This is a genomic window from Pedobacter sp. HDW13, assembly GCF_011303555.1.
Lineage (GTDB): Bacteria > Bacteroidota > Bacteroidia > Sphingobacteriales > Sphingobacteriaceae > Pedobacter.
Window position 1 is genome coordinate 1,773,725 of the sequence record NZ_CP049868.1, and the last position, 18,028, is coordinate 1,791,752.

Consider the following 18,028-nt stretch of genomic DNA (forward strand, 5'->3'; position numbering starts at 1 on the left):
TAATGTTTTCCGCGAAATATTGCCCTACAGGGCATATTTAACTCTTATTTAACGTTTTAAGCAAAGTTTAATTGTGCAGAAAATAAGTCAGCTAGAAATAAAATTTGCTACACCTGTGTTTACAAAAGAGATTATATTGTAACACTGTTAAACTTTAAAACTTAAATCCTATTTATTGTAAGTATTTTTGCAACATGCAAAAAGGCACTTTATACCTTATTCCCGTACCATTGGCCGAAGAGGTAGCACACAAAACGTTTACTCCTTATCTGGTTGATACGATTAATCAGATCGACACCTATATTGTAGAAAACAGCAAAACAGCCCGCCGCTTTTTAAAAGAAGCCGGATTGAAAACGCCACAAAAAGACTTAATTGTTCACGATTATGGCAAACACAACCGTAATGATTTAGGGCAATTTTTTACAGAGCTTACTGCGGGAAAAGATGTTGGCCTGATGAGCGAAGCCGGTTGTCCGGGTATCGCCGATCCGGGAGCAGATATTGTTGCCGAAGCACATAAGCGCGGTATAAAAGTAGTACCATTGGTTGGCCCCAGCTCCATCCTTTTAGCCTTGATGGCATCGGGCTTTAATGGTCAAAGCTTTGCATTTTGGGGGTATTTGCCAATTGATAAAGAACAACGCACCAAAAGGATTAAAGATTTAGATTTATCGGCCAGCCGTTATAAACAGACCCAGATCTTTATCGAAACACCTTTCCGCAATAACCAGTTGTTTGAAGAGGTTTTAAAAAGCTGTAAGCCCAATACTCAGGTTTGCGTGGCTTGTAACCTAACTGCTGAAGATGAATTTATTAAAACCCAAAGTGTTTATAACTGGCGCAAAGAAGAAATAGATCTGCATAAAAAGCCAACTATATTTTTGTTGTATTAGGCGATTTAATGGTTTATTAGTCATTCGTTCATTGATAACTGTAAATTGCCTATTGTAAAACTGGTTAACCGGTTAATTGTTTAAATCGATTAACCAACTCCAAACTTGTACCTGGTTCATTGGTAACTGCAAATTGCCTATTGTAAACTGATGCCTTAAAATCTTTGTGCTTTCGTGCTTTGGTGGTAAAAAAATGACTGATATGCGGAAGTTTCGATAGCAACCTCTTTTAAAAAATCAAAACATATCCAAATCCCATTGGTTATTACTATAGCGCTCCGCAATTTATTCACTAAATTTTAGAGTTATGAAAAACATGGGCACACCAAAAAATAACCCAACAGTTCAGGGAAGTTCAATCGCAGACAGGGCTAATCATGACCTTAAAACCGATAAAAAAATACAAGGCATAACCAATGGGGGCGGACAACGGTCCGATCAAACTTCCAACAAAGACAATCAACGGAAGTACGATAATAAGAAATAAAAAAAGAGATGATCCTGGAAGATCATCTCTTTTTATGGTTAAACTATGAAAATTTTATTTGGCCATCACATTATAAAAGTTATAATCGGTCATCGGTGCCCCGGTAATCCCTAAATTATGGCAAATGGTTACAATTTGACCGCGGTGGTAGGTACTGTGGTTAAAGACCTGCATTACATATTCGAAATTTTGAAAATCGCAGCTAAACCAGGGGCTCTCTATCGGTGTATTTTCTTCAAACCTACTTTCGCTTAATGCAGTAACATAAACGGCAAGGTTTTCTGATTGCTTCAACAAAGTGTCAAAAACATTGTTTAAACTTCCATATTCGCGAAATTCAAATTCGGTTTTACTCAGTATTGAGTACCAATATTCCTGGGTTTGTAAAATATGAGCGAGGGTTAATTTTACGCTTTTAAAGCTCGATAAAACTTCCTGCTCCAATAATTCTTCCGGATGATTTTTTAACCAGTTTACCAAGGTTAAATTGGCCCAGAAATTATAGTTTGCATAATTTTTCATTAAATAAACAATAGAAGTTTCTTCTTTTGTTTCGGCGAATAATTGTTCTTGATTCATATCTTTTGCTTTAGTTACACAAAGAAAACACACCACACTGACAACCCTATGGCAGTGTAGTTTTTGAAAGAAAATATTTTTAAAATTCCTTATTTACCTCGAAAAAGCATTGTAAACAACCCTCCTACAACAGTTAAACATACAAAAAATAACAGACAAAAAGCGTATTCATGTAAATATTTAAATACATAAATAGCTTTCATAAACCACAAAGCAATATGATTAAGTTTTCGTGTAAAATTCTGCTGAGTAGCAAAATTGAATGTAACAAGTTGTGTTACATTTGTTTTGTTATCCAAACAACCTAACTTATTACTTATGAAAAAATTAATTCAAACAATCGCTGTCGTAGCGATGATGGCTCTTGTAATCGTATCGTGTAAGAAAAACCAGGAAACATTAACCGACGAACCTCAGGAAACAGTAAAAAATGCCGACAAAGTATTGCAATACATTAAAGATCTGGGTTTTCCGGCCGAAAGTATTGTAGATAATGGAAATGAATTTGTTGTAGAGGAAGATATTCTGTTTCCAAAAAACATAGTAGTACCTTTTGTAACAGAAGGGCCAAAAACAGAGCAATATTATACCGGAAGTATCGTAAACAGCACCAATAAACTAAACGTTCGTGTTTTTATAGATCCATCCATGACCTCAATGACCAGCGAAATTAACAGTGGTATTGCCCAATGGAATGCTGTACCTAATTCTACACTTCGTTTTAATGTAGTAACCGCTGCGCCTTATGATATCCTGATTAAAGATGAAAATTTAGGCTCAGGCACTTGTGGCCAGGGACAATTCCCATCAGGCGGTAGCGCAGGTGCTTTGGTTAAGATTAACAAAAGTTATATTGCAGGCAATTCATTTGCCCAACGCGCCAGAACCATTTGCCACGAATTTGGTCATTGCATTTCATTCCGCCATACCAATTGGTCTGCCCGTGGCGAATCTACCGCTACAAACGTACCTGGCGTTACCGGAACCGATGCTTCATCGCTCATGAACGGCGGCCAATGCAATTCGGGTGCTACAGTATTATCGCAAAAAGATAAAGATGCTACCGCAGCTTTATATTAAGATCATTTTTTAATCAATTAACCTATTCATTTGGATAACAAAATAAGCTTGGGAGCAAAATGGCTCCTGAGCTTATTCTTTGGCCATAGCAATAATATCCTTCCCTTCCAAAATCCGTCTTTCGTTCTGGTGGTTTAAGGTGTGGATCATGGCATTGCTAAGCTCGGCCATGGTGCAAAAACCACTGGCGTAAAGCGCCCGGCCAATTGGGAACATCCAGTTGATATATTTATAAAATTTATGCGCATACTTTTGCCCAGGCAAGGGTTTAATAAAACCCGGTCGAAAATTAAAAACCTGATCAAAGGGTAATTTCATTAAATCATTTTCAGTCTTTCCTTTTACCTGTGCCCACTTCAAACGACCATTTTCATTGGTTCCACCACCAGAAACATAACAAAAAGTCATGTTGTTATTAAGTTTGCTTAATGTTTCAGCCACGTGCATGGTTAAGGTATAAGTCATTTTGTAATACACATCGGCATCGACCCCAACAGAGCTAATACCCAGGCAAAAAAAGCAGGCATTATAACCGCTCAACTGATTTTCTATTGCCGAAAAATCTAAAAAATCGGCATGGATAATTTCTTTCAGCTTAGGGTGTGCATAGCCACAAGGTTTTCGGTTAATCACCAAAATTGTATCTATCTGATCGCTTTCCAAACACCGCATTAAAACACCTTCGCCTACCATACCCGTAGCGCCTGTAATAATCACATTGCGCTGATCTCTTGCTTTTTCCATCGTTAACCTTTTTATTAATAGCCTAAAAATAAGGCTTTGTTTCGCATTTTATCATATTGAACGATAGTATTAATGTTATAAACAAAAAAGAGCAGCTAAATAGCTGCTCTTTAATATTATCTGCTTCCTGAACCTTGCATTTGGTAATCTTTTGGTGTTTCTGCACCTAAAAGATTTTGGACGAAGTAATCCCAGCGGCGGCGCATCATATAAGGCGAGTAAGCCCCGAAACCATGTGCACTGTTTGGAAAAATAACCAGATCGAAAGATTTATTGGCTTTTTCCAAAGCTTCTACTACCAATAGTGTATTGTAAGGTGGAACGTTATCATCCATCATACCATGTACCAGCATTAACTTACCTTTTAAGTTTTTTGCATAGTTTTGGTTGGCCTGTACTTCATAATCAGCGTTTTCTACCAAACCATTGTAACGTTCGCCCCAATCGTCCTCATAGTTTCTGTTATCGTGGTTTCCTGATTCGGCAATACCCACTTTAAAGAAATCGGGATAACGGAACATAGCCGCAGCAGTGGCAAAACCACCACCCGAGTGCCCCCAGATACCAACTTTAGTAGTATCCATAGGGTATTTCGCAGAAAGCTGACGGATTGCAGCAATCTGATCTGGTAAAGTATTTTCGGCCATGTTGCCATAGCTCATATCGTGAAAACTTTTAGAACGATCGGGATTGCTGGTACCTTCAATTACCACTACAATAAAGCCCAGTTCGGCCAAAGCCTGGTTGTCGCCACGTGAGGCTGAGAATGCCCAACTGCCCACGCTTCCACCCTGCGGACCTGGATAAATATAATCGATAACCGGATATTTTTTGGTCGCATCCATTTGCGTTGGCGTAAAAACTAATCCGTAAATATCTGTTTTACCATCTTTAGCCTTAACTGAAACCGGTGTTGGCGCTTTCCAGCCAGTAGCAGATAAACGCGAAACATCTGTTTTTTCTAAATTCTGAATCAGATTGCCTTTCATATTCCTCAATACGGTAACCGACGGAACATTTGGTTGCGAATAGCTATCTATAAAGTACTCGAATGACGGTGAAAAAGTAACCTGGTGGTTACCTTCTTCTGGTGTTAACGATACCAGGTTTTTACCATCAAAGCCAATTTTATATAAATGGCTGAAGTAAGGGTTGCCAGACTCACGGCCATTTGCAAAGAAATATAAGGTGCGGGTTTTCTCATCAACCTTAACTAAACGGCTAACCATCCAGTTTCCTTTGGTGATCTGGTTTTTCACTTTTCCGGTTGTTGCATCATACAAATACAAATGACCCCAGTTATCGCGTTCCGAATACCAGATAATTTCTTTAGATGCCGGAAGATAACGCCAGTTAATGGCTCCCTGACCTGATTCGTACTGTGTTTTTACAGTTTCTTCGAAAACTTCGCGAACGGCACCGGTTGTTGCATTGGCAATGCGGAATTTTTCCTGTTTGTGATCACGTGAGGTAGATACAAAAGCTACTTCCGAACCATCGGCTTTCCAGTCGATATCATCAAAAGTACCACTACTCGAAATGTCGTCGCTTAAAGTTGCACGGTGCGGATCGGCAGGGATACTCAAAGAAACTACTTTCGGGTTTTCTACATCAATCACCACACGTCTGATGGTTGCAATCTCTTTATCGCCAGGCAAAGGGTATTTCCAGGCTTTTAAAACCGGCGCACCAACATTGGTAGTTACCAGATACATATCTTTCGAATTTCTCTGATCTTGTTGAAAGGTTGCTATTTTTTTCGAATCAGGAGACCAGCGTAAAATCGGAGCATCGCTGTGTTTCCAGCCCGCATTATCGGTAGCATATCCATAATCTTTAATACCATCGGTAGTTAACTGGGTTAACTGGCCAGAGGCTACATCTTTCACAAAAAGATTATAGTCTTTTATCAGAATTGATTTTTTACCATCTGGCGATACCACTTCGTTGCGGCCGCCAAAACGACGTGATGGCGAAGACGGTGAGCCATTTTTATACTCAGTAGTTAAAGTTTTTGTTTTCTTTAGCGGATCCACCAAAAAAGTCTGTTCGGTATTTTCGCTTTTGGTGGTGTACCAAAATTTATCGCCTTCAAGCCAGTTCGGTTGTACACTTGCGTGATCGATGTACTTTGAGGTGTTATAGCTCATAAAGCTTTCTGCCCTTTCGTAATCTTTAACGGTTAAAGCTTTCTGCTGAGCATTTGCCGCAAAGGCTAAAGTACAAGCCGTTACGGTAAGCCAATTTTTATTCATAATATGTTGTTGGTTAATCTCGGCGATAAAAATAAGACTGTTTTGGCATATAAATGGTATTAAAGCTGATACAAATTTAGCCAGATCATTAGCTTGATTGATCGAACGGGCTCCTTCAAAAGTTTTGGCATTGCCATTTAACATTATCGCTTTAACAAAGATGACTTTGTTAAAGCAGCTTTATTTTTCTAATTTTATTGTCCGCATATTCCAAATTACAACCGCATGTCATCCAAAGAAATACTTCAAAATTACGTTGCCAAAACTATTTCTTTAACAGATGAGCAGTTCGACTATTTTTTTTCTCATTTCAAGCCGCAATCATTTAAAAAAGGTCAGGCCATTATTACTGCCGGCGATCGGGTAAATTGCGAGTACTTTGTAACTGCGGGCTGCTTAAAGGCTTTTTATATTAATGACGACCTGAAGATGTTTATTCTTCAGTTTGCGATGCCTACATGGTGGGCCTCTGATTTTGATGCCCTTTATAGTGGAAATATAGCAACCATCGGCTTGGATTGCATTACCGATGCTGAGGTATTATGCTTAACCAGTGCCGACCGCGAAAAGCTTTGCAAGGAAATACATGACATTGAACATTTCTTTAGGTGGCGAACCAATAAAGGTTATGTGGCTTCGCAAAAACGGTTACTTTCCTTCATGAATAACGATACCAAATACCGGTACGAAGAGTTAATGGCGCAATATCCCGAATTGTACAACCTGGTACCCAAGCAGTTAATTGCCGCTTATTTAGGCGTATCGCGCGAAACCTTAAGCCGACTTTACCATTCGTAAGTGACCTACATCACATTAAACTTGTCCTCAGGCTAATGTGACTTACATCACGCAGCTAGCCGGCATATCCTCTCCATATTTGTCCTGTTAATTTAAAACAACAGAAAATGGAAACAACAAATTTTAACGTTAATGGCGCTCAGAGCGAAATTAATTGGATAGGCCGCAAAGTAACTGGTGCACACAATGGTACCATCGCAATCAAATCGGGCGAGCTTGTATTAAACAGCAATAAACTAATCGGCGGTAAATTTACGATTGATACCACTTCGATTATTATTTTAGATGTAACTGATGAAGGTACCAACGCGCAGTTTGCCGGACATTTGGCATCTGATGATTTCTTCTCTTCAGAAAAACACCCCGAAGCTTTCTTTGTAATTACTGCAGTAACCGCTAAAGAGAATGATCATTACGATCTTAAAGGAGATTTGACCATTAAAGGAATTACTAACGAAGTAACCTTTGCGGCAAAGATTAGTTTAAACCATAACAAGTTAACTGCAGGTGGTAAAATTGTAATCGACAGAACCAAATACGACATGAAATTCCGTTCTGGTAATTTCTTTCAAAATTTAGGCGATACACTTATTTACAATGATTTTGATCTTAATGTTGATATCGCTGCTGAGCTTGCTGCCTAAGGATTTTTAAACTTAAAAAACTAAAGCCATGCCATACGTAAAAATAGAAGTAACACGCGAAGGTGTTACACGCGAGCAAAAACAAACTTTGATTAAAGGGATTACTAATTTGATTAGTGATACCCTGAATAAAGATCCGCACCTCACCCACATTGTAATTCAGGAAATAGAACTGGATGACTGGGGTTATGCCGGAGAACAAGTATCAGTTTTAAGGAAAAAAGGCATTACAGCCGATAAAAAATAAAGCCATGAAAAAACAAACCATCATCGTTACCGGTGCATCATCCGGTATAGGCAAAGCAGTGGCCCGCTTATTTGTTGAAAAAGGAAATAATGTGATCCTGAATTCGACAACTGCCGGAAAACTGGAACAGGTTTATCAGGAACTGGGTGCCGGCGAAAACATAGCTATGGTAGCCGGAAACGTAAGTGACAAAAGAACCGGAGCACGATTACTGGAGGTAGCTTTAGCAAAATTCGGTACAGTAGATGTATTGATTAATAACGCCGGGATATATGAAACCAAGCCCTTTTTAGAAGTAGATGAAGCTTACCTCGACCGCTTTCTAAACACCAATTTTAAAGGCACCTATTTTACCACACAAAGCATTATTCCACAAATGTTAAAGCAAAAGGGCGGAGTGGTAATCAACATTGGTACACCGTTGGTAAACCATGCTTTAGGTGGTGCACCAGGTACAGCGTCCATATCAAGCAAAGGAGCCATCCATGCACTAACCCTGCAGCTTGCCGCCGAATTTGGTACACGTAACATCAGGGTAAACACCATTGCACCTGGCGTAATCCGCACGCCAATGCATGCAGGCGAAGACGATAAGAGTGCCGGACTGCATTTGTTAAACCGTGTAGGGGAAGTAGAAGATGTGGCAGAAATGGTATATACCGTTGCGAAAAGTAATTTCATTAGCGGTGCCATTGTCAATGTAGACGGCGGAATGGGTGCCGGTCACAATTTGAACTAAATTGAAAAATTTTATTTTAATGGCTTTCTTGTTTTGCATATCGTTAAGCTTGAAAGCACAACAAACAGAAAAAATGGAAAATAACCAGCAAAGCAAGATGGCCATTACAAAGGCGCTTGAAGATAATTATTTTAAAGGCATTTATACAGGCGACATCAACCTGCTTAAACAAATTTTTCATCCAGACACTGATCTTTATGGTGATGTAAAAGGACAGCCATACGCTAAAACATTGGCTGTTTATCTGGATGGTGTAGCAAACCGCCAAAGCCCCAAAGATTGTGGCAAACCATTTAAAGGGAGGATTGTTTCGATAGATGTGGTTAACTCTATTGCTATGGTTAAAGCACGGGTACAGATGTACGATTTTAATTATGTCGATTTATTATCCTTTCATCAAATAAACGGCAAATGGTTTATTGTAAACAAAATGCTCAGCGATGTAGCTGAATAAAGTGCAAACAGCATGTGGTACGAGAATAAAGCTAGCCGGTTATTGGGTATTCAATATCCGATATTACAAGGGCCTTTTGGGGGTAATCTATCATCAGTTGAGCTCGTGGCCGCGGTATCAAACACAGGCGGTTTGGGTGGATACGGGGCTTACACCTTAAATCCCAGTGAAATAGCAGATGTACACCAGCAAATATTAACCGCGACCAATAAACCCTACAACCTTAACCTTTGGGTATCGGATAACGATATAAACGGAAGCGATACAGATAAGCAATTTGAAAAAACCAGTGCGCTGTTTAAGCCCTATTTTGATGAATTGAATATCCCAATGCCACCAAAACCAGCACCTTTTAGTTCGCGCTTTGAAAACCAGCTTCAGGTGGTGTTAGACATTAAGCCCAAGGTATTCAGCTTCATGTTTGGCGCGCTACCAGCCGATGTGCTGGAGCAGTGTAAAAAACGGGGCATTGTTAGTGTTGGGGCTGCCACCACATTAGACGAAGCGATTTTTTTAGCAGATACAGGTGTTGATATGATTATTGCATCGGGTTTTGAAGCAGGCGGCCACCGACCTTCTTTTTTAGACCGGGCAGAAAACTCGGTTACGGGCACATTTGTACTTTTGCAGCTTATTAAAGAAAAGGTTAAAATTCCTGTAATAGCTGCCGGGGCATTGGCAATGGTAAAGGTATAGCAGCTGCACTTACACTGGGGGCCGATGCGGCTCAGATTGGCACAGCTTTTCTGGCCTGTAATGAATCGAACGCACTACCCATTCACAAAGAAATGCTTTTTTCTGATGCGGCTAAATACACCAAATTATCGCGTGCTTTTACCGGAAGATTGGGCCGGGGATAACGACCCGTATTGCAAGCGAACAAATTGGAAAAGAAAGCGGATTCTTACCTTTCCCATTACAAACCACTTTTATATCGCCCTTGAGAAAAGCAGCCATCGAGCAACAAAAATGGGACATGGTAATGTTCTGGAGCGGGCAAATTGCTCCGATATTAAAACATAAAAAAGCTAAAGTACTTATGGAGGCATTAATAGCAGAAACTAGTGCTTATTTCGAGACCCTTAAAACGGGCTAGTAAACCTGGTTAAAGTAGCGGATGAAGGCTATGCAAAGCGGTGAAGTAAATTATCAACCCCGAAACTTTGCATAGCCTATATTTTTTTTAATACCCGGTGATAGTTTAGCGTCTGTAAATTTGATATTATAATCTTCTTTAATAACTTTGAATTACAAAGCACTTTTAGAAAATACAACAAAAATATGAACGTATTTACCCGACTACAGCAATTCCAGGAAGAGGCCTGTTACAATATATGGTTCCGCATTTTTACAGTTTTTTGCCGTGTGGTACTTGCTGCCAGTTTTATTCCATCGGGCATTGTAAAGATTATGGGCGAAAGATTTACCGCTCTACCTGCTAATCACCCACTGGGACATTATTTTGATGCGCTACAGCTTACAGGTTATTATTATACTTTTATCGGGATTGTGCAACTCTGCATAGCCTTGCTGCTGCTTATTCCACGAACGGCTTTTTTGGGCGCTTTGGCTTACTTCGTGGTAATCATAAATATCTGCATTTTAACCTATGCAACCCGTTTTGAAGGTACACGGATTGTTACCCTGATGGTACTGGCAGACCTTTATCTGCTATGCTGGGATTATAAACGACTGAAAGCGATTGTATGGATTACCAGCTTACCCAAAGTCACTTTGAGCAAAAAGTTTCCCTTTGCCTTTTCAGGGTTTGTGATACTTGCCATCGCCATAGTGGTTCTCAGTAATCAGTTCCTATACGAGATCAGACCAGGCAATTCAATGATTGAGTGTAAAAATCAAAGCGCAGGGAGTAAAAATCCAAAAGGTTGTGCAATTTTTTGCGATTGCATCTACCAAAAAGGATTGCCACTTGATAGTTGCCTGAAGGAATATGAGCGGTCTAAAATATATCAGAAACGACTCAGATAGCCGTTTTTCGTTATAATGTAACTGTTTTTAGCATTAGTTATGCGGAGAGAGCGGGATTCGAACCCGCGGTACCTTACAGTACACACGCTTTCCAAGCGTGCTCGATCGACCACTCTGACACCTCTCCAGTAAGGCTGCAAAAATATATTTTTTATTGATAAAAAAAATGCTCCCGACATAAACGGGAGCATTTCTAAACAGATTAATCGCTATTAGTCTATAACAGTGATTTTTAACATATTGGTTTTACCTTTAGCCTCGATTGGAATAGCTGCAGTATTGATAATAATATCGCCTTGTTTAACCAGTTTTTTAGCTTTTAAGAACTCATTAACCTCAATGATGGTGTTATCGGTACTTTCCCACTTATCGTAGTAAAAACCTCTTACCCCCATAACAAGCTCACTGCGTTTAATAATGCACGGTTGCTTGTAAAAATAAAGGTTAAAGCTTCAGGACGGTGGCTCGAAATTTCGAAAGCAGTATAACCGCTCAAAGTCATCGAAACAATACCTACAGCATTGGTTTGTTTAGCTAAGAAACAAGCTGAATCACAAATCGCATCGCTCAAGAAAGACTCCGATTTTGGTTTTAAGAACTTATCAGGATTGAAAGGATAATTGTTTTCTTCAATGTTCTGGATAATTTTTTGCATTGTTTCAATTACGATCAGCGGAAACTCACCAACTGATGTTTCGCCACTTAACATTACCGCATCGGCGCCATCCAATACAGAGTTAGCTACGTCATTCACTTCAGCACGCGTTGGGCGAGGCGTAGTAATCATACTCTCCAACATCTGGGTAGCCACAATTACAGGTTTAGAAGCCGCCCTACATTTGGCAACGATCATTTTCTGTAACAATGGTACTTCCTCCATCGGACATTCAACACCCAAATCGCCACGGGCAACCATAATACCATCAGTTACTGCAATAATCTCATCGATATTGGCAATCGCTTCAGGCTTTTCAATTTTGGCAATTACACGGGCAGATTTACCGCGTTCAGCAATTATTTTTTTCAGTTCGATAATATCTTCAGCTTTACGCACAAAAGATAAACCGATCCACTCTACGTCATTTTCTAATACAAATTCTAAGTTCTCACGATCTTCAGGCGTCAAAGAAGGAATAGAAACTTTAGTGTTTGGTAGGTTTACCCCTTTTCTGGAAGTTAAAATACCACCATGAACAATCTCGCAGGTAACTTCATCTTTCAAATTGGTAGATAAAACTTTCATTTGAAGTTTTCCATCATCCAAAAGGATAATCTCGCCAGCCTGAACATCCTGAGGGAAGTTTTGGTAAGTGATGTAAATCCGTTCTTCGTTACCGATACACTCGTTAGTGGTAATTACGGTTGTTTTACCGTTAATCAGGTTAATACCACCTTCTTTTACCAGGCCAATACGGATTTTAGGTCCTTGTAAATCGGCAAGAATACCCACATTATAATCGTATTTTTTGTTTAAATCGCGGATGGTATCCAAAACCGCCTGGTGATCGGCTTGCGACCCGTGCGAAAAGTTTAGACGGCAAACATCTAAACCTGCGTTAAACATACTATATAATACATCTGGTTTTGCTGATGCAGGCCCTAGTGTGGCTACGATTTTGGTTCTCGAATGAAAAGGTTTCATTTAATTAATTGATTTTAGGATGCGGTTTTAGAAAACGCAATTATTTATCTAAAATAGACAAACCGCATTAAATTTTATATATTTTGTTTCTTTGTTCTTTGTTTGTAACCGTCAAATATAGTGTATTTAATACACCAAGTATATAATTTTTATATTACCAAATTCTCCTTACTCTTTAACTTGGTCGGATCTATCTTCGCAGCCACCTGTATATCAGGCAGTTTATTTAATCCATTTAGCAGATAATCCAAATCTTCCTTATCTATAAATTCTTTAATAATAATAAAGAAATCTACCTTGTTCATCTCCGGAATCAGAAAACCATCACTACTTCTGTTGCTAATCAGGTAATATTCTACCTCGCCTTGCTCTACAAAAAAGTAATATTTAGAAAAACACCAGGCTGGTTCGTCAATATTAAAAAAAATTTCGTGGTCTTCTATTTTTTCAAATTGTGTGTTTAAACGGGTATTAATTTTGTGGCAAAGTACATAGTCTTTTAGGGGTGCAGTAATCGCAATTAGTATAAAATCAAGGTCTAAGGTAAGTTTTAGGTAAGTTCTATTCAAAGCGAAATAAATTATTTACAGAACGAAATTAAAAAACTAATTCTATATTCGCTGTGTTATTGAGATACCAAAATTACGTATCGAAATAAAAACATTTGAAAATTGTAAGAATTTATTTTTCTTTGCACAGAATTATTTAACCATTAAATTATAAAATTATGTCTGATATTGCTTCAAGAGTTAAGGCTATTATCGTAGAAAAACTAGGTGTTGACGAAAGCGAAGTTACGCCAGAGGCTTCATTCACCAACGATTTAGGTGCAGATTCTTTAGATACCGTAGAGTTGATTATGGAATTTGAAAAAGAATTCAATGTAGCTATTCCTGATGATCAGGCTGAAACCATCGGTACTGTTGGTCAAGCAATTGCTTATTTGGAAAAAAACGTTAAATAGAATTACGCTTTTTCAGTATAAATGGAATTAAAAAGAGTAGTAGTAACAGGGTTGGGTGCGCTCACTCCTATAGGCAATAATGTTCCCGATTTTTGGGAAGGATTGACTAACGGGGTGAGTGGCGCTGCTCCTATTAAGGGTTTTGACACTGAAAAGTTCAAGACTAAATTCGCATGCGAGGTTAAAAATTTCAATCCGGAAGATTTTTTGGAGAAAAAAGAGGCTCGCAAGCTAGATCCGTTTGTACAATATGCCCTTGTGGCTACAGATGAGGCTGTGAAGGATGGTGGTTTCGATTTTGAAAAATTAGATACCAACCGAATCGGTGTAATCTGGGGTGCGGGCATAGGTGGATTGAAAACATTTTTGGATGAAATTTCAAATTTTGCCAAAGGTGATGGTACGCCAAGATACAATCCATTTTTTATTCCTAAAATGATTATTGATATTGCTCCAGGGCATATCTCTATCAAATACGGTTTACGTGGGCCAAATTTCGCAACTGTTTCGGCATGTGCTTCTTCTACCAACGCCATGATTGATGCATTTAACTATATCCGTTTGGGTATGGCCGATGTTATTATCAGTGGTGGTTCTGAAGCAATCATTAACGAAGCAGGAATGGGTGGTTTTAACGCCATGCATGCACTATCTACACGTAACGATGATCCGGCAACAGCATCTCGTCCTTTTGATAAAGATCGCGATGGCTTCGTAGCTGGTGAAGGTGCAGGAACCATTATTTTAGAAGAACTTGAACATGCAAAAGCAAGGGGTGCAAAAATTTATGCAGAACTTGTTGGCGGTGGAATGAGTGCAGATGCTAATCACATCACGGCACCGCATCCTGAAGGTTTAGGTGCCAGAATGGTAATGACAAATGCGCTAAAAGATGCCGGTTTAACAACTGCTGATATAGACTACATCAATGTTCATGGTACCTCTACACCACTTGGTGATATTAGCGAAACCAAAGCCATTGGTACATTATTTGGTGAAGATGCTTACCGTTTAAACATCAGCTCTACCAAATCAATGACGGGCCACCTCTTAGGAGCTGCCGGTGCTGTTGAAGCAATTGCCGCAATTCTTTCTGTTAAAAATGATATTGTTCCTCCAACAATCAATCACTTTACAGATGATCCTGCATTTGACCCTAAATTGAACTTTACTTTTAACAAAGCGCAAAAACGTACAGTTAGAGCTGCTTTAAGTAATACATTCGGTTTCGGTGGTCATAACGCTTCTGTGATTTTCAAGAAATACGAAGATTAATTTAGCCCAGCTGCCATATAATTTTGTATGCTAATTTAAAAATGGATAACTTAGTTAAATATGCTGATTAGCCGTTAATTGTGTTATTTATTTAATGCCGATATTAAAATTATATAAACTTTATCTTTCTCCCGAAAAGGAGTTTGTTAAAAAGCTGAGAAATATTTTAGGCTTTATTCCAGGGAATGTTACGCTATATAAAATGGCGTTCAGACACCGCTCTGTGGCAAAAGTTTTAAAAAACGGCAGCAGAAGCAGCAATGAGCGCCTCGAGTTTTTGGGCGATGCTGTTTTAGGATCGGTAATAGCAGAATTGCTTTTTAAACATTACCCCTACAAAGAGGAAGGTTTCTTAACAGAAATGCGCTCAAAAATTGTGAATCGGGCTAATCTGAACCAATTGGCAAAGAAAATTGGTTTCGATAAGCTGATCCAGTTTGATCAGCGTTCAGTAAGCATCCAAACCAAGCATAATTCAATGCTGGGTGATGCTTTTGAAGCCATTGTTGGGGCCATTTACATGGATAAGGGCTATAACTTTACTAAAGAGTTTTTGCTCCGTCGCATTGTAAAGCCCCATATCGATATCCATACCCTTGAACTTACCGAAACCAACTTTAAAAGTAAGCTGATTGAGTGGTGCCAGCGCCACGGCAAAGATGTAACGTTTGAACTGGTGCAAAATAGCGAAGGCGAAAGTGCTAAACTGTTTACCATCAGCGCTATTGTTGAAGGTGAAAAATATGGTACAGGCAGAGATTACAACAAGAAAAACGCAGAGAAACTAGCAGCAGAGAAGGCCTGCGAAGCACTTAGTATCTAGAGGTTCATTGATAACTATTCACTACAAACTGTATTGTGGTTAATTGTTTAAATCGGTACCTGATAGGTAAACTGACTCCATGCCGCATGTTAACTGCGCTATGCCACTTACTAGTTTAATTGGATAACTGTTTATCGGTTTATATATTAACTCACACCATGCTCTATGCACATGGCTCTTTGCTTCTTATTAGCCAACCCAAAACTACCTCCCCTTCCCCAGTGTATCAGTAAATTTTTTCGATGATTCTTTAATGTACTTAATGTAATCGTAGCTGTTCCAGTATTGAGCCTTATCAAATTCCGGGCGACAGTTTAGCATATATTTTTCCAAAGTATCGCCTCTTAATTCGGTATTGTTTTTTATGATGCTCTGATTAAAGTATACATCAATCTGTGACTGCTTTATCTCATTATCCGCATAACGACCAAACCTGCGTGCATTTTTAGGGTCGCTGCCAAATAAATTGTATAAGGCATTAAGTGGACTGAATATAGCCGATAAAAGCGTTGTTTTACCGCCATTGTAAACTCCTTTATTTTTAAATTCTCTTTTAATTTCAGCTAAATCCTGCTGTTTGGTATTGCCACGGATAGTCACATCATCAAGTGTAGTACTTCCCCGCACCAAATAAACTACAATATCTTCCTCATTTTTAACTACCACTCTTTGATCGATCAGGTTTCTTTTGATTACCAAAAGCGTATCGCCAATTTTTGCTTTAAGCTGAAACATTCCGATGTCGTTACTGCCCACACCAATCCCCGTACGCAGATTGGTGATTTCAGATAAGGCAATCCTGATGTTCGAACCTTTTTCAATAACCACTCCTTTAACAATAAAATCCTGGGCCTGGGCAAATAAGCCTAGGGTAGTTAAAAAAATGAATATAATGCTAAATTTAAAATTCTTCATGTTGTAATTAATTGTTGCGTTTCAAAGTATCGGTATAATATTTAGCCGATTCTTTGATGTATTTAACAGCATCGTAATTGCTCCAGTTGTTTGCCATGCTACTGCTGGGGTAATAATCGAGCAAAAATTTATCCAGTTCTTTCCCTCTTAAAGTGGTATAACTGATTACCAGGCTTTTATTAAAAAATTTATCTATTTCAATTAAGCTCAGCTCTTTTTTATAATAACGGTTAAAATTACGCGCTCTTGCCGGTGTTTTCCCAAATAACTCGTAAAAAAAAGTTAACGGACTACCACCAAAAGGATTTAATAAAATCAATGGCGGCTTACCAGCATAAAAAGAGCCATTATGTCTGAAATCGCGCTTAATATCTTCCATCTCCTGCTTTTTGGTTTGCCCTTTAACTGTTACTTCCTCTAACATGGTACTCCCCCTAACCAGGTAAATTACCAGATCATCATCCGTTTTAACCACTACCATTTGATCGGTTAAATTCCTTTTTTTAACCAATAAGGTATCGCCAGCCTTTGCATTTACCTCAAACAGGCCAATCTCATTGCTGGTCGCCCCAATTTTATTGTTCAGATTGGTAATTTCGGCCAGCGCAATCCGCACATTCGAACCTTTTTCAATTACCACGCCTTTAAGCACAAAGTTTTGAGCCATGCTGTTTAAGCCCTGCAGCACAACGATCAGTAAAAGAATAAGTCTCAAGTGCTTCATCAGGTATTTATTATGGCGTATTCAATGTATCTAAATATTGCCGGGCCGATTTTTTAATGTATCCGGCCGCATCATAAGTATTCCACTTTTTAATCTGTTTATGTTTAGGCCTGTAATTTACCATAAACACCTCCAGCTGTTTCCCTGTTAAACTGGTATTCCTTTTAACCAGGCTCAGATTAAAAAACTTGTCTATTTCCAGTTCCTTTAGCTCCTCGTCGTAATACCGGTCAAACCGCCTGGCTCTTTTTCGCTCTGCGCTAAACAGCTCCATTATCGCTGCAAGCGGGTAGCGGATATAGTGAAGCGGATTTTTGTTCTTCCCGTAAAAGTAAGTTTTCTTACGGTGTTCTAACCTAACAGCCAATAAGTTTTCTTGTTTGTTTTCTGCCTTAATTGTTACATCTTCCAAAATCATATCGGTCCGTATAAGGTTTACAATAAAATCGTTCTCGTTTTTAACAACCACATACTGATTATCGAACTTTCGCTTCTGGATCAATAAAGTATCGCCAATTTTTGCAGCGATTTGAAAGAAGCCCATATCATTTGTGCCAACCCCTTGATTGGTGCGAGTATTGGTTACAACAGCTAGGGCAATTCTGATGTCGGTACCTTTCTCAAAAACCACACCTTTTGAAGCAACAACCTGTGCCTTAATATTTTTAGGTACAACCAGAAAGCTTATTGAGAGAAAAAAGAGCGTAAAAAATGCTTTCATATCTGTAAGATATTTTTCGTAAAATTAACACTTGTTACACGTTCAAATTGTT

The 18,028-nt window shown here is 38.9% G+C and carries 19 protein-coding genes, 1 tRNA gene and 2 pseudogenes; 13 read left to right on the forward strand and 9 right to left on the reverse strand.

The window, feature by feature from the left end:
- Positions 1–194: 194 nt before the first annotated feature.
- Both G7074_RS07330 and G7074_RS07335 read left to right on the forward strand, forming a co-directional pair.
- Positions 195–896, forward strand: coding sequence for an SAM-dependent methyltransferase (locus tag G7074_RS07330; protein ID WP_166207674.1), 702 nt, complete (start codon positions 195–197; stop codon positions 894–896).
- Between the two features lie 307 nt (positions 897–1,203).
- Complete coding sequence (locus tag G7074_RS07335; RefSeq protein WP_124562720.1) at positions 1,204–1,383, forward strand: hypothetical protein; 180 nt, start codon at positions 1,204–1,206, stop codon at positions 1,381–1,383.
- Positions 1,384–1,437: 54 nt separating this feature from the next.
- On the opposite strand, the gene G7074_RS07340 is transcribed toward G7074_RS07335, so the two are convergent.
- Positions 1,438–1,962: a DinB family protein gene (locus G7074_RS07340; protein WP_199748432.1), complete on the reverse strand. Its 525-nt coding sequence runs from the start codon at positions 1,960–1,962 to the stop codon at positions 1,438–1,440.
- A gap of 318 nt (positions 1,963–2,280) precedes the next feature.
- Here G7074_RS07340 and G7074_RS07345 point away from each other — a divergent pair, with 318 nt between their 5' ends.
- Positions 2,281–3,042, forward strand: a complete 762-nt coding sequence (locus G7074_RS07345; RefSeq protein ID WP_124562721.1) for a M57 family metalloprotease — start codon at positions 2,281–2,283, stop codon at positions 3,040–3,042.
- 72 nt (positions 3,043–3,114) lie between these two features.
- Here the strand turns inward: G7074_RS07345 and G7074_RS07350 are convergent, their stop codons facing one another.
- Together G7074_RS07350 and G7074_RS07355 are read right to left on the reverse strand one after the other, a co-directional pair.
- Positions 3,115–3,786 carry an NAD-dependent epimerase/dehydratase family protein gene (locus G7074_RS07350; protein WP_124562722.1) on the reverse strand — a complete coding sequence of 224 codons (672 nt, stop codon included), beginning with the start codon at positions 3,784–3,786 and terminating at the stop codon, positions 3,115–3,117.
- 116 nt (positions 3,787–3,902) lie between these two features.
- Positions 3,903–6,041: a S9 family peptidase gene (locus tag G7074_RS07355; protein ID WP_124562675.1), complete on the reverse strand. Its 2,139-nt coding sequence runs from the start codon at positions 6,039–6,041 to the stop codon at positions 3,903–3,905.
- A 225-nt stretch (positions 6,042–6,266) separates the two neighbouring features.
- Here G7074_RS07355 and G7074_RS07360 point away from each other — a divergent pair, with 225 nt between their 5' ends.
- From G7074_RS07360 to G7074_RS07390, 7 genes and pseudogenes are all read left to right on the forward strand, one after another.
- A complete protein-coding gene (locus G7074_RS07360; protein ID WP_166207677.1) occupies positions 6,267–6,839 on the forward strand; it encodes a Crp/Fnr family transcriptional regulator in 573 nt (190 codons plus the stop codon).
- 107 nt (positions 6,840–6,946) lie between these two features.
- Positions 6,947–7,483 carry a YceI family protein gene (locus G7074_RS07365; protein ID WP_166207680.1) on the forward strand — a complete coding sequence of 179 codons (537 nt, stop codon included), beginning with the start codon at positions 6,947–6,949 and terminating at the stop codon, positions 7,481–7,483.
- A 28-nt stretch (positions 7,484–7,511) separates the two neighbouring features.
- On the forward strand, positions 7,512–7,730 hold the full coding sequence (locus G7074_RS07370; protein WP_166207683.1) for a 4-oxalocrotonate tautomerase family protein: 219 nt from the start codon (positions 7,512–7,514) through the stop codon (positions 7,728–7,730).
- 4 nt (positions 7,731–7,734) lie between these two features.
- Entirely contained in the window at positions 7,735–8,469 is a 735-nt protein-coding gene (locus tag G7074_RS07375; RefSeq protein ID WP_166207686.1) for an SDR family NAD(P)-dependent oxidoreductase, read from the forward strand.
- 49 nt (positions 8,470–8,518) lie between these two features.
- Positions 8,519–8,923 carry a nuclear transport factor 2 family protein gene (locus G7074_RS07380; protein ID WP_205944169.1) on the forward strand — a complete coding sequence of 135 codons (405 nt, stop codon included), beginning with the start codon at positions 8,519–8,521 and terminating at the stop codon, positions 8,921–8,923.
- 12 nt (positions 8,924–8,935) lie between these two features.
- A pseudogene (locus G7074_RS26535) lies at positions 8,936–9,783 on the forward strand (NAD(P)H-dependent flavin oxidoreductase).
- 421 nt (positions 9,784–10,204) lie between these two features.
- A complete protein-coding gene (locus tag G7074_RS07390) occupies positions 10,205–10,912 on the forward strand; it encodes a DoxX family protein (RefSeq protein WP_166207692.1) in 708 nt (235 codons plus the stop codon).
- Between the two features lie 42 nt (positions 10,913–10,954).
- Here the strand turns inward: G7074_RS07390 and G7074_RS07395 are convergent.
- The 3 genes and pseudogenes from G7074_RS07395 to G7074_RS07405 form a co-directional block, all read right to left on the reverse strand.
- Positions 10,955–11,039 (reverse strand) — tRNA-Ser (locus tag G7074_RS07395).
- Positions 11,040–11,124: 85 nt separating this feature from the next.
- A pseudogene (gene pyk, locus G7074_RS07400) lies at positions 11,125–12,554 on the reverse strand (pyruvate kinase).
- A 149-nt stretch (positions 12,555–12,703) separates the two neighbouring features.
- Entirely contained in the window at positions 12,704–13,123 is a 420-nt protein-coding gene (locus G7074_RS07405) for an IPExxxVDY family protein (protein WP_090765092.1), read from the reverse strand.
- 158 nt (positions 13,124–13,281) lie between these two features.
- Between G7074_RS07405 and G7074_RS07410 the strand changes: the two genes are divergently transcribed.
- The 3 genes from G7074_RS07410 (at position 13,282) to rnc (ending at position 15,616) form a co-directional block, all read left to right on the forward strand.
- On the forward strand, positions 13,282–13,518 hold the full coding sequence (locus G7074_RS07410) for an acyl carrier protein (RefSeq protein ID WP_008508386.1): 237 nt from the start codon (positions 13,282–13,284) through the stop codon (positions 13,516–13,518).
- A gap of 21 nt (positions 13,519–13,539) precedes the next feature.
- The gene (fabF, locus tag G7074_RS07415; RefSeq protein ID WP_124562681.1) at positions 13,540–14,793 is read left to right on the forward strand and encodes a beta-ketoacyl-ACP synthase II; all 1,254 of its coding nucleotides are present in this window, start codon (positions 13,540–13,542) and stop codon (positions 14,791–14,793) included.
- 94 nt (positions 14,794–14,887) lie between these two features.
- On the forward strand, positions 14,888–15,616 hold the full coding sequence (gene rnc / locus G7074_RS07420; protein WP_124562682.1) for a ribonuclease III: 729 nt from the start codon (positions 14,888–14,890) through the stop codon (positions 15,614–15,616).
- Between the two features lie 204 nt (positions 15,617–15,820).
- Here the strand turns inward: rnc and G7074_RS07425 are convergent, their stop codons facing one another.
- From G7074_RS07425 to G7074_RS07435, 3 genes are read right to left on the reverse strand one after another with little or no spacing between them, the layout of a single operon-like run.
- Positions 15,821–16,531 (reverse strand): hypothetical protein, encoded by a 711-nt coding sequence (locus tag G7074_RS07425; RefSeq protein WP_166207695.1) that lies wholly within the window; start codon positions 16,529–16,531, stop codon positions 15,821–15,823.
- A 7-nt stretch (positions 16,532–16,538) separates the two neighbouring features.
- Entirely contained in the window at positions 16,539–17,255 is a 717-nt protein-coding gene (locus tag G7074_RS07430; protein ID WP_124562684.1) for a hypothetical protein, read from the reverse strand.
- A gap of 10 nt (positions 17,256–17,265) precedes the next feature.
- Positions 17,266–17,976 (reverse strand): hypothetical protein, encoded by a 711-nt coding sequence (locus G7074_RS07435; RefSeq protein WP_124562685.1) that lies wholly within the window; start codon positions 17,974–17,976, stop codon positions 17,266–17,268.
- Between the last annotated feature and the right edge of the window lie 52 nt (positions 17,977–18,028).